This window comes from Methanococcoides vulcani, assembly GCF_900111645.1.
Lineage (GTDB): Archaea > Halobacteriota > Methanosarcinia > Methanosarcinales > Methanosarcinaceae > Methanococcoides > Methanococcoides vulcani.
On record NZ_FOHQ01000003.1, the window covers coordinates 157,392 to 169,795 of the forward strand.

General features: G+C 45.6%; 11 protein-coding genes. 1 reads left to right on the forward strand and 10 read right to left on the reverse strand.

The window, feature by feature from the left end; all coding sequences use genetic code 11:
- Nucleotides 1–147 precede the first annotated feature (147 nt).
- From BMX02_RS06090 to BMX02_RS06100, 3 genes are all read right to left on the reverse strand, one after another.
- Nucleotides 148–1,479, reverse strand: coding sequence for a COG1470 family protein (locus BMX02_RS06090; RefSeq protein ID WP_091689804.1), 1,332 nt, complete (start codon nt 1,477–1,479; stop codon nt 148–150).
- A gap of 169 nt (nt 1,480–1,648) precedes the next feature.
- Nucleotides 1,649–4,465 carry a heavy metal translocating P-type ATPase gene (locus BMX02_RS06095; RefSeq protein ID WP_091689805.1) on the reverse strand — a complete coding sequence of 939 codons (2,817 nt, stop codon included), beginning with the start codon at nt 4,463–4,465 and terminating at the stop codon, nt 1,649–1,651.
- Between the two features lie 97 nt (nt 4,466–4,562).
- The gene (locus BMX02_RS06100) at nt 4,563–4,766 is read right to left on the reverse strand and encodes a heavy-metal-associated domain-containing protein (RefSeq protein ID WP_091689806.1); all 204 of its coding nucleotides are present in this window, start codon (nt 4,764–4,766) and stop codon (nt 4,563–4,565) included.
- Between the two features lie 242 nt (nt 4,767–5,008).
- Between BMX02_RS06100 and nadA the strand changes: the two genes are divergently transcribed.
- The gene (gene nadA / locus BMX02_RS06105) at nt 5,009–5,929 is read left to right on the forward strand and encodes a quinolinate synthase NadA (protein ID WP_091689807.1); all 921 of its coding nucleotides are present in this window, start codon (nt 5,009–5,011) and stop codon (nt 5,927–5,929) included.
- Between the two features lie 39 nt (nt 5,930–5,968).
- Here nadA and BMX02_RS06110 read toward each other — a convergent pair whose 3' ends face one another.
- The 7 genes from BMX02_RS06110 to BMX02_RS06140 form a co-directional block, all read right to left on the reverse strand.
- Nucleotides 5,969–6,841, reverse strand: coding sequence for a 4Fe-4S binding protein (locus tag BMX02_RS06110; protein WP_091689808.1), 873 nt, complete (start codon nt 6,839–6,841; stop codon nt 5,969–5,971).
- Between the two features lie 39 nt (nt 6,842–6,880).
- A complete protein-coding gene (locus BMX02_RS06115) occupies nt 6,881–7,213 on the reverse strand; it encodes a CGGC domain-containing protein (RefSeq protein ID WP_091689809.1) in 333 nt (110 codons plus the stop codon).
- Between the two features lie 18 nt (nt 7,214–7,231).
- The gene (locus BMX02_RS06120; protein WP_091689810.1) at nt 7,232–8,086 is read right to left on the reverse strand and encodes an ATP-binding protein; all 855 of its coding nucleotides are present in this window, start codon (nt 8,084–8,086) and stop codon (nt 7,232–7,234) included.
- Nucleotides 8,087–8,114: 28 nt separating this feature from the next.
- Complete coding sequence (locus BMX02_RS06125) at nt 8,115–9,350, reverse strand: cation diffusion facilitator family transporter (RefSeq protein WP_091689933.1); 1,236 nt, start codon at nt 9,348–9,350, stop codon at nt 8,115–8,117.
- 73 nt (nt 9,351–9,423) lie between these two features.
- Entirely contained in the window at nt 9,424–11,343 is a 1,920-nt protein-coding gene (locus BMX02_RS06130) for a Coenzyme F420 hydrogenase/dehydrogenase, beta subunit C-terminal domain (RefSeq protein WP_091689811.1), read from the reverse strand.
- A gap of 35 nt (nt 11,344–11,378) precedes the next feature.
- The gene (locus tag BMX02_RS06135) at nt 11,379–11,750 is read right to left on the reverse strand and encodes a NifB/NifX family molybdenum-iron cluster-binding protein (RefSeq protein ID WP_091689812.1); all 372 of its coding nucleotides are present in this window, start codon (nt 11,748–11,750) and stop codon (nt 11,379–11,381) included.
- Between the two features lie 23 nt (nt 11,751–11,773).
- Nucleotides 11,774–12,238: a NifB/NifX family molybdenum-iron cluster-binding protein gene (locus tag BMX02_RS06140; RefSeq protein WP_091689813.1), complete on the reverse strand. Its 465-nt coding sequence runs from the start codon at nt 12,236–12,238 to the stop codon at nt 11,774–11,776.
- Between the last annotated feature and the right edge of the window lie 166 nt (nt 12,239–12,404).

Consider the following 12,404-nt stretch of genomic DNA (forward strand, 5'->3'; position numbering starts at 1 on the left):
AATAAAATAGAATTTTGAAAGAAACAATATTCAAGCAACTTAACTTGATATTGCGATCCTTTTCCGTATTTTAACATACAGGAAGTTAAAAAAAGTACCGGGTGTCATGTTAGCACATGACACACGTCAGTATAATGAACCGGGGTCTTATTCAGTCGGACCAATATTGATCGAATATTCAAAGTTCTCTGTGTTATGTGGCATGATCTCAAGTGTCCACTTACCGACACCACCGTCAACACGATAGGTCTCTGAATATCCGGTAGAACCCTGCTGATAGACATCAGGCTGTTCCATATCCTCACTCATCACAGATTCAACTTCCATATAGCTGCTGACAGCTTCATCCATTGCCATCCTGTAAGGGACAGGATACTGCTGTCCAAGACTTACGGAGCCACTGTAGCTTGTGCTTACAAGTACCGTCTTTACCTCTCCTTTTGTGTTCTTCAATACAACATCAAAGGAAGGTGTTGTAGAAGATGTGCTGCTGCTACCATAGTTGTAATCCATTGAGAACACCTTGATGGTGATAGGATCATCGGTTCTTGCATTGAAAGTTGTTGTGAATGGTTCATCTGGTTGTTGCCAGACATCGAAGTTCATGCTTACCTTCTGGCTCCATTCATTGATGGTCCTGTCATCGATGTTCAGGTTGATCCTGCCATTGATACTTCCTTCTACATCAGCCGGGATCCTTACATTTACCTTCACAACAGCTTTCTCTCCTGGCTTGATAACAGAAGGTGCTGTGATGGTCACATCTTTCTCATCAAGAGAGACCTGTGAACTGTATCTGTACCATTCATCCTCGATCTCCTCGAACTCAGGATCAATGTAAATTGCCTTGTCACCAACGTTCTTGAGCTTGATGTTATACTCATACTCAGCACCGGCTTCCACGCGGTCACTGATGTATGAATTAGAGATCTCCACATTTGGTGGCAACCATACATTCACTGAAAGCTCAAGTGCTCCGTTGTAACCCGGATACAGGGAAGCTACATCTCCCACAAGACCGCTAAAGAAGACGTTCGCACTGTAATGGCCAAGTTCAGCATCTTCAGGAACTGATACCTTGATAGTGAACTCCTGCTTTTCTCCGGTCTCCAGTTCAGTTTTTGCAGGTGAGATAGTGACCCAATCCTCATCAAGCATATTATCGCTGTAGAACTGTGGTACAAGGTAAGGCTCAACTGTGATTGTCCCTTCACCGTGGTTGTAGAGCACAACAGTTACTTCCTCGGACTCACCAGGTTTGATTGTAAGATAGGAATATCCCGGATCAACATAGAGGGGAACGGTCTCTCTTGCAGCTTCAGGGTAGATCATGTCTTGGTAATATCCATCCGCAGCGATCTTTTCAGCTATCAGTACAGGTTCCTCGACCACCGGCTCAGAGATGGCAACAGCAACACCTGCTGCCGTCATACTGAGCAACAGCAGACCGAGTGTGACAAACGCGAAATATTTCTTCATATCAATTTCTCCTTTATGATCGTGATCGTCTTTCGACATGTTCCAATATGTGCTGAACTTATTAAAGAATTGTCTAAACTTCGAATTGATCCGTAGTTATCAAATTAAGAAAAAAAGGATTAGCATGCCTAAAAATGCCATTTGATAATAATTGGTGATGATCTGTTCATCATTTTATCCTGCTTCTTTTCATCAGTAATGAGTTCGTCACAACAGATACCGAGCTCATGGCCATGAAAGCCGCTGCCATTGCAGGAGTTACAAGTATCTGATGGAACACAGGATAGAGAATGCCTGCTGCTATTGGAATTCCAAGACTGTTGTACCCAAAGGCCCAGAACAGGTTCTGCTTTATCTTTCGCATGGTCAGACGGCTTAAGCGCAGGGAAGCTACCACATCAAGCAGGTCGTTCCTGATAAGCACGATCTGTGCCGACTCAATAGCCACATCTGTACCGGCTCCCATGGCTATTCCTACATCCGCCTGGGTAAGCGCAGGAGCGTCATTGATACCGTCACCGACCATTGCAACGATCCTTCCTTCATCCTGAAGCTTCCTGACCTCCGCTGCCTTGTCTTCAGGTAACACCTCAGAAAGAACACGATCAATACTCGCTTTAGATGCAATAGCTGATGCGGTCCTGCTGTTATCTCCTGTGATCATCACAACCTCAAGCCCCAGCTTTTTGAGCCTGGAAACAGCCTCTATGGAATTCGCCTTGAGAGTATCTGCTACCGCTACGATACCAGTGGCATTGCCATCAACTGAAATCAGCATGCCGGTCTTACCCTGATGTTCAAGCTCCTCAAGCCTGCCGGTAAGGGAAGAAACGTCAACATTATTGTCAGCCATGAGCTTTCGGGTACCCAGCAGTATCTCCTGCTCTTTGATCATTGCCTTTACTCCATGGCCCGGTATGGACTCAAAGGATGAAACATCAAGGATAGGAACATTACCGTCTACAGCACCGTTCACAATAGCTTCGCCCAGGGGATGCTCTGATCCCTTCTCTGCAGTAGCTGCAAGGGAAAGCACTTCATCTTCAGTGTGTTCTCCAAAAGCGATAATATCAGTTATTACAGGTTTTCCTTCTGTCAGCGTACCTGTCTTGTCAAATACGATAGTATCGATCTTGCGACTGACCTCAAGTGCTTCACCGCCCTTGATAAGTATGCCATTCTCAGCTCCCTTTCCTGTACCTACCATTATGGCTACCGGTGTTGCAAGTCCAACAGCACAGGGACAGGATATCACAAGAACTGTGATCCCGATCAGAAGGGAGAACAGGAACGGACTTGTGATAACAGAATACTGTGCAACATCGAACATGTTGTATCCGATGAAGAACCAGAACAGGAATGAAAGGAGAGCGATCACAATAACTGCAACAATGAAGCGAGCGGCAACAAAGTCAGCTATTCTCTGAATTGGTGCCTTGGATGTCTGTGCATCTTCTACCAGCTTGATGATCTGTGCAAGTGCAGTATCAGCACCTACTTTGGTAGCCTCGAACCTGAAAGAACCGGTACCATTGACAGTAGCACCGATCACCTGGTCACCGATATTCTTCTCAACAGGAATGCTTTCACCGGTGATCATGGATTCGTCGATGGAAGATGAGCCTTCGGTCACGATACCATCCACCGGTAGCTTCTCTCCCGGCCTGACAACAACAATATCTCCTGTGACCACATCTTCCACAGCTACTTCGATCTCCTCACCGTTCCTGATGACCCGTGCTGTCCTTGCCTGCAATCCGATGAGCTTCCTGATGGCTTCAGATGTCCTGCCTCTTGCCTTTGCTTCAAGGTAACGTCCAAATGTTATGAAGGTGATCAGCATTGCAGCTGAATCGAAGAAAGTATGCTGGTATCCCGGTCCAAGATCGATGAAGCTTGTCACCACACTGATAGTGTAAGCAGCACCAGTACCCGTTGCGATCAGAAGATTCATATCAGCAGAGCCGTGCCGAAGCCCTTTGTAGGCACCGACGAAGTACTGTCTTCCGGGGAAGGCCATTACTATGGTAGTAAGAACGAAAAGCACACCCCTGTCAGCAAGGATAGGAGGTACAAAATAAAGATACTGCGGGAACCCGCCACTCATTCCACCAAGAGCGATCGGAATTGTCAGCAGGAAAGCAATTAGCAGATTGTTCCTCTGGCGAGTGATCTCCAGATCCCTTGCAGCCTGTTCACGATCAACGGGTCTTCCTTCCTTCTTTACGGATGCCGTATAGCCGATCCCTTCTATAGCATTGAGCATGTCAGCGACGGAAACCTTTGAGGAATCATATTCAGCATGTGCACTGGACATCGGAAAATTCACACTGGCATTGCTTACGCCATCAAGCTTCCTGAGAGCACGCTCGATGTTAGATGCACATGCAGCACAGGTCATGCCTCCCACATCAAGATCGATCTCATCCTTCAGCACGCCATAGCCTGTATCTTCGATCGTCTCTTCAAGATCACTAACGGTCATGACCTTTGGATCATAGGTCACGGATGCTTTCTCAAGCGGGAGATTGACAGTTGCCGAAAGGACACCTGGTTGTTTCTTCAATGCATCTTCTATGCGTAATGCACAGGCAGCACATGTCATACCGGTAACTTTCAATGTGGAATTTGCCGGTTCTTCGGTAGCTTTTTCTGTCGAATCTTTTATTGAAGCTTCTGTCGGAGACTCTGTAGAGAGTTCTGTCGAAACCTGCAGGGATGAAGGTTGAGCTTCCTCTTTCACTTCTTCCGGCACCTCTACAGATTTCTCTGAATCAATGTCTTCGCCTACTTCATAACCAGCATCTGTAACTGCCTTCCTGATCTCATCAAGGGTTACCTTTGCAGGATCGAAACTAACAGTAGCATTGTTCTCCTCAAGGCTTACCTCTACACTTTCCACGCCTTTAAGGGAGGAAATTGCTTTTGTCACGCTCTCATGACAATGCATGCAGGTCATTCCATGAACATCGATCGTAGTTTTCATGTTATTGTACCAAAAGAAATAGGGTTCGTCTGTCTATCAGTGCTGTCAGACAGCAAAAAGCAAGAGTATAAATTGGCAGGTGGATTGCAGGCAGGTATTAGGCCTTATATCCGGCATCGTTGACTGCTTTTTTGATTGTATCAATATCTGCTGCCTCTTGATCATAAGAGATATTAGCCTCTCCTTTCTCCAGATCAACGTCAACAGAAGAAACACCTTCAACACCTGATATTGCTTTTGTGACAGTCATCTGGCAATGTCCACAGGACATGCCTTCTACTTTTATAGTTGTTTCAACCATTTTTTCACTCCCATAATGAAATGTGCAATTATTAGATTAATACTTTTCCAATATTTTTATGTTAGCGCAAACTACTTAAAGTGTCAGTCGGTTAGTTAACGCCGTTAACATACTTAAATATACCATACATAAATGCTACCCATATTTATAAAAACGAAAAAGCATAATTGGGTATAATTATCCTTATAAAAATCCAAGAATCTGGATACACTATGCAATATAAATTATGATGTGGTGAGAATATGCAGGAAATGAAATATATAATTGACAGGATCAATTCCCTGAAAGCAGAACATAATGCAGTTATCCTCGCCCACAATTACCAGCGTCCGGAAGTGCAGGATATTGCGGATTTTACCGGTGATTCCCTGGGTCTCAGCCAGCAGGTTGTCGATTCAGACGCCGATGTCATCGTTTTTTGTGGGGTGGATTTCATGGCAGAGAGTGCTGCAATACTCAGTCCGGAAAAGACCGTACTCCTGCCTGAAAGGGACGCAGGTTGCCCGATGGCCGAAATGGTCGATGTGATCTCACTTGACGACGAGAAGAAAAAGCATCCGAATGCTGCTGTAGTTTGTTATGTGAATTCTTCTGCTGAGATCAAGGCCCAGAGTGACATTTGCTGCACATCGGCAAATGCCGTTGATGTGGTCAACTCCCTTGAAGAGGACGAGATAATCTTTGTCCCTGACAAGAATCTTGGCACCTATGTTTCAGATTTCACTGACAAGAAGATCATTACATGGGAAGGCTTCTGTCCGACCCATCACCAGATGCATGCACAGGACGTTCTCAAAGCAAAAGAAGAGCATCCAAATGCCCTGTTCCTCGCACATCCTGAATGCAGGACCGAAGTACTGGACCTTGCAGATGAGGTTCTCAGCACTACCGGAATACTCAGCTATGCAAAGAATTCTGATGCAAAAGAGTTCATCATCGGAACTGAGAACGGTTTGCTACACAGGTTAAGAAAAGAGAATCCTGACAAGAAGTTCTACTATGTGTCCGAGTTCACCGTATGTACTAACATGAAGATCACAACCCTTGATTCTGTGCTCAATTCACTTGAGAAAATGGAATATGTGATCACAGTTCCCGAAGAGACAAGGCTCAAAGCAAAAAAGGCACTTGACAGGATGCTTGCGGTAAAGCGTACTATGTAATATTATATGAGAGCATAGCCTGAAAACATAAACCACATTTCAGTTCAGGCTTCTCATAATGTTTCCCCATATCTCTTTTAGTTTTTCTGAGAACTCATTTGACAGTTCATTACCTGAATATTCCATCACCGTTCTTTCCTGGATCATTGCCTCGGTCGGAATTCTGCTAAAAGGAAGCTTTCCCACAACATCGATCCCGTTTTTCCTGCAATAATCTTCAATAACACGGGTGTTCTCTTCATTTATATCGTGCCTGTTTATGCAGACCACAGCCGGAATATTAAAGTGGCCGGCCACGCCCAGAACCCGTTCAAGATCATGAATTCCTGATACACTGGGTTCGGTTATGACCGCAACCATATCAACACCGGCAATGGAAGCGATCACAGAGCACCCTGTGCCAGGGGGACCATCAATGATAATCATGTCTTTGCCATATCTATCAGCAAGGTCTCTGGCATTCTCCCTGACAAACGCTACCAGTTTACCACTTGCTTCCTCCCCTACACCGAGTTTTGCATCTGCCATTGGTCCGAACCTTGTTTCAGAAAGATAGGCTTCTCCTGCTTTTCTTTCAACCATCGTTATGGCCCCTTCAGGACAGATATGAGCACATACTCCACAGCCTTCACATTCGTAGCTATCGATTCTGATATCATCGGTAATTGCATCGAACCTGCAATTCTCTTTACACAGGCCGCAGTGAATGCACAGGGAGTCATCAATAGATGCTTCCTTCAGACCATAGAAATCTATTGTTTCAGTTATCTGCGGGTCCAATATCAGGTGCATATCGGCTGCATCCACATCACAATCAGCTATCACAGCATTTTCTGCAAGCGAAGCAAAAGCTGCTGCGATAGTAGTCTTTCCTGTGCCGCCTTTTCCGCTTATTATAGTAAGCTGTTTCATGTAATTTCTCCGGGCATCTTAAAAGATCTCAGGAAAACATCAGTGTGTTCCCATGATGACCCTGACATCACACATATTCCTGATCGCTTCTGCAATTTCTTCAGCATAAGGACACTTAGGCGGATTGGGGATCGGTTTTATCATGCAGGTGCAGAGGAATATCACTTCAGCTCCTCTCCTTACCATTTCCCGGACCTGTCTTATCGAATCCCTTCCCGGACATCCTCCGCATGTGACCATGCCAATGATGTCAATATCTTCATCCTTGAACTCTTCAAGTGTTCCTGTCCCGTTCTTTATCGCCTTAAAACAAGAGGTGCCAGGGCAGGACCTTGAAGCCATTTCACATCTTACCAATCCGATCTTTACCATTAATATCAACTCCTTTGATCATTGTTCAGTGCGATCCCTCATTTCATATAGTGAGGTAACATCCCTGAAAAGTCTGACAAATCGGTCCTTCCATTCCGGCATCTCATTAACAAAGGGAATTCCCTGCGAATACAACCTTGCGATCTCACGATCGTAAGGGATCTTCATCAAGACCGGGATCTCCTCTTCAATACAGTATTCTTCCACCCTGTTGTCACCGATATCGCATTGATTGATCACCACACCGAACGGTATTCCCAGTATCCTCATCACATCAAGAGCAAGCTTCAGGTCATGGAACCCAAAAGGTGTCGATTCGGTCACAAGGATGCAGTAATCGACATTCTTCACTGAGGCAATGACCGGGCAGGCAGTACCCGGAGGTGCATCGATGATGGCAGTCGTGTTCTTATCGATATGTTCCTGCAGGGCCTTGATCACAAGTGATGTCATGGGTTCCCCTATCTTCAACAGGCCCTGATAGAACACGAGGTCCTCATTCGTCGAACCTTCGATAACTCCGACTTTCCTGTCCACCTCGCTGATAGCTTCATTCGGACATACAATACTGCATCCACCGCATCCATGACAGAGTGTTGGGAAGATCATTACATCTTCAGGCAAAACAGCAAGGGCATTGAACTGGCAAAACTCAGAACATTTACCGCAAAGATCACACTTACTCTTATCAATAACCGGTGTCGGAACATTCACATCCTCGACTTTCTCAAGATCGTACCCAAGGAACAGGTTGCAATTAGGTTCTTCCACATCACAGTCGAATAGCTGCGCATCCTTTAGAGAGAGTGCGAGATTGACTGCTATGGTGGTCTTACCTGTTCCACCTTTTCCACTTGCGATCGCAATTTTCATTTATAAATTCTCCAGTTTCTAGATTATATTACTCTGTAGGAGACGTGATCACGCTCAGCTCAGGGATCTTTCCAATAAGTGTTTCAACATCCTCCACATCATCCGGCATCTCTAACAGTTTGATAAAGCTGTCATGGAATCTGTGGAATGGGCCTTCCCCGATATCCTTTCCGATGACAATATTAACACCCTGTTCTTCCAGATACTCCGCTGTCTTTACACCTCTTTTTCTATCCAGATCGGCAGCAGGGTTCTCACCAATATCCCAGCTCATTATTTTGTTGTCTTTCAGCTCGATGAAAATATAATAGGGAGCTTTTCCGATATGTCTGGATAGCTTCGACTGTAATCCCTCTGGCATCATTACAGGGATCGCGACCCTGAGCACGGATATTTTTCCGGGTTTTACATCGACTGAAAGATGTTCAAGATTTGGGATCTCACTTTTAACCGCCTCTTCGATCTCAGCGGAAAGCATTTCCACTCTTTTCAGGTCGTATTCTCCTGCACTTTCTACCTGCATCTCCCCAAAGACCACAAGACCGGATCTTCTGAGCCTGATCTCATCAACCTTGTTAACGCCGGGGGTATGGTCCACTGTATGCCTGATACGTTCGATAGAATCCCGGTCCAGCCATGCATCCATCAGGGTCAGTGCCGATTCCTTTGCTGTTGTGATCCCGAGCTTGAAGATGATCAATGATATAACAAGAACCCCGGCACTGTCAAGCCAGTGTATGCCAAACATCGAACCGGTAATAGCAACAACAACGACCATAGAACTGAATACGTCCGTATATGAATGCTTAGCATCCGCGATCAGTGCCTGTGAACCTATCTGTCTTCCTATTTTGAACTTATACTGTGAAAGGGCATAGATGGTAATTACAGAGAACACAGCCGCTCCAAGCGCCAGTCCCTGGAATTCCAGCTCGACAGGGTCCTTTATAGTTTTCAGGGCTCCACGCACAAGTTCGACCCCGGATAATATGATGATAACTGAGACAAAAAGAGCCACCAGATTCTCTGCTTTGTAGTAACCATAGGGAAAGTGCTCCCCGCTACTTTTCAGGCTTAGCCTTAACCCGATCCATACTGCAAGAGATGTAAAGATATCCATTGATGTGTGGATCGCATCTGCGATCAGGGAGGAGCTGCCTGAATAGAACCCCACGATACCTTTTATTGCTGCAAGAAAAACCAGTGCAATAGTAGAATTCCTTGAAGCCTGCACACCTAACCAGAGTTTTTCTTTTACAGCCACATTATATTCTCCCAATAACTAATAAACAATAAAAAAAGAAGAAATGATCCCTCATCGGGATCCTTCGTTGCGATTATTCCTTCAGAACTTCACTGATGAACTGACCTTCTCCTACCAGTTCAATGATGTTACCAAGTCGTTCCTTTCCGGGTTTGGTTCGGTATTTGACAAAGGTCTTACCCACCTTATCTACAAGGGATGGGATCTCCTCTTTTGTGCAGAATGCCTTCAGGAGAACACCATTTGTTGGTCTTCTTCCATCGTTCCCGCCGATCCAGACAGAATAACCTTTCTGTTCTTCAACAGCAGCCTCATGTGGGCATCCCCGGACACACCATCCACAGTTGATGCAGAGGTCCCTGTCAATGACAGCTTTTCCTGAGATCACAGAGATAGCATTCAGTTTGCACAATTCACTGCATCTTCCGCATCCGGTACATTTCTCCGTATCGACCTTCGGACGGAGCTGACCTACGATACCTATGTCATTGCTCTCTGCCCTGATACAGCTGTTCGGACATCCGGCCACACCGACCTTCATCTTGTGGGGTGTGAGCTTTTGGGCGAACTGCATTGTGAGTTCATTTGCAAGTTCTTTAGTATCAACAAGTCCTTCAGGACAGTAAGCCATTCCCGGACAGGCATTAGCATAACCCATTCCAATGGTCTTCAGCCCGCTACCATAGACATCGGCCATCAGGCCATCGACATTTTCGCCTTTGACACCCTGTATCTCAACGCTCTTCCTTGTGGTAAGCTCAAGTGTACCGTCACCATACTTCTCTGCAAGTTCAGCAACTCTGGCAATGTAATCATGCTGCACGATACCGGAGTTGGTTTTGATCTTCACGAAATTCGTACCATTTGCCTCTGGTCTTACGCCGGGATAATCACGTACCCAGTAGAAGTTCACCTTCTTTCCATCATCAAGACGCTTATCAAGCTCTTTATTGAACTTTCTCATCTTGATAGCTGCAAAGTCATCTATCATGCTGATATCGACATCATCGATGGTCTCTATGTAGCCTGCTTTTTCAGCTGCTTCAAGAAGTTCCAGGCCCTTGTCATTGCGGGCTATTAAAGTGGTCCAGCCGGTGGATGAGCCAACATGTCCTGCTGATATATCTGCAACTTTGGAAACAGCATCCCTGCAGATACGGCATCCATCACATACACAGTCAGCGATGTCCTTCAGGGAGATCTCAATTTCCCCTTCATCAGTGGAAACGGTCATCTCATCAAGTCTGATAGCATATTTTCTGATCTTGTCCAGATCGATACCTATGCTTGTCATGTGCTCGGATAACTTTTCATAGTTAAAGTTCTCCATGCAGAACAGACCGATCGTATATGGTATATTTGGAATGTCAGCCTTTTCACCATTCATTCCGACTTCCACCGGATGAACGTTCAGGCCTGTGAAGAACTGTGTCCTTCTGGTTCCGTATGTCTGGCATGGAACACCTACCATTGCAACATTTTTCAGTTCATCCTTGCTCTGGCGCAGTGCAGCCATCACAGGAACTGCTGAATATTTGGCACCCTGGGTGTCTATAAGTTCTTCTTTGCTTGTAACGAGGCAGGAATCCGGTTTTGTAAAACCTGCAGTGGTGACAGCACCATCGATAAGACCATTGTCAAAGCAGTATCCAAGAAGAGCGGTCACCGCTCCGCCATCCTGACCTTTTTCAGCTATTGACGGATCTGTAGCCCTTGCAGAAACGATCTTCTGATATTGGCCGATAGGCGATGGTGGTAGTGATTTGAAATTGAACACGTTCATTGAGATACGGGCTGCATCTGTCATAACCCGCTGGCAAACATCCTTACAGGCACCTTCTCCGTTCCTGTAGCATTCTTCCTTTAACTTTGGCCCGTTCTCATCGAATTCGATTATCTCATAGGGGCAAACCGCAGCGCAGGCACCGCATAAGGTACACATTCCGGTATCGACAACTGCATCTTTTAAGAACCATTTATATTCTTCTGACATTGGTCTCATCTCGTTTTAATTTTTACGCTTTATTTTCAGTGGTGGTGATGGTGTTCATGGGACTGGCAGGCATTTTCACGTGTGGCCTTTGGAAGATTTCCGGCTTCCCATGCCATTATAGCCTCTCCTACTGTTCCTTTGGCACCAACATATACTTCTATGCCAAACTGTTCGAATTGCTGTACAGCCTTGTTCCCAAGTCCCCCACAAAGCATGACATCAACTCCTGCCTGTGACAGGAGCTCTGGAGGAAGCCCCACTCCTCCCATATGTTCACTTTTATTTTCGATCGTTCCAATTTCATTCGTTTCAGTGTCTTTTATGGTGTAGGTCGGTACCCTGCCAAAATGCTGGCCAACGAGATCATCGAGTCCGCCTTTACCACTTGAAGGTACACATATTTTCATCTGATCACCTCATAGTACTGAACTTAACGATTCATTCCTCCGCCTCTGCCGGCTCCACCGCCGCCTCCCATACCTCTGCCGGACCCGCCAGACCTGCCACGTCCACCCATGCCTCTGCCGGGTGCAGCCATAGAGGCATGTGCCTGTGCTGTCGGAGCAGCAGTTTCATTCAACTGACCTCCCTTGTACTGGCGGATCGCATCTTTAACTGAGCCACTGGCTCCGGTCATTACTTTAATTCCGGCTGCGGAAAGGATCGGGAAGGCATTAGGACCGACGTTACCGGTAAGGAGAACATTGATCCCTTTGTCAGAAATGTTCTGGGCAGCCTGTATACCTGCTCCTCCTGATGCTGAAGCTGCCGTGTTGTCAAATGCTTTGAATTCCATAGTTTCCGGATCAACGACGACAAAATACGGGCATCTTCCAAAACGTGGATCCACTGCTGCATCAATATTTTTATCTGTGGCTGTTACACATATCTTCATATAATTTCCTCATTTCGAATTATCCTTTTGTTGTATAATACTCAGATGAGAGGAAATATATAAAGTTTACTAAAAAGGCCTATATATTTACCCATCGATGAGAGATTATAGAATATGTAATTACCAGGGATAGATGAAATTTTATCCCCGATACAAGTACAAATTC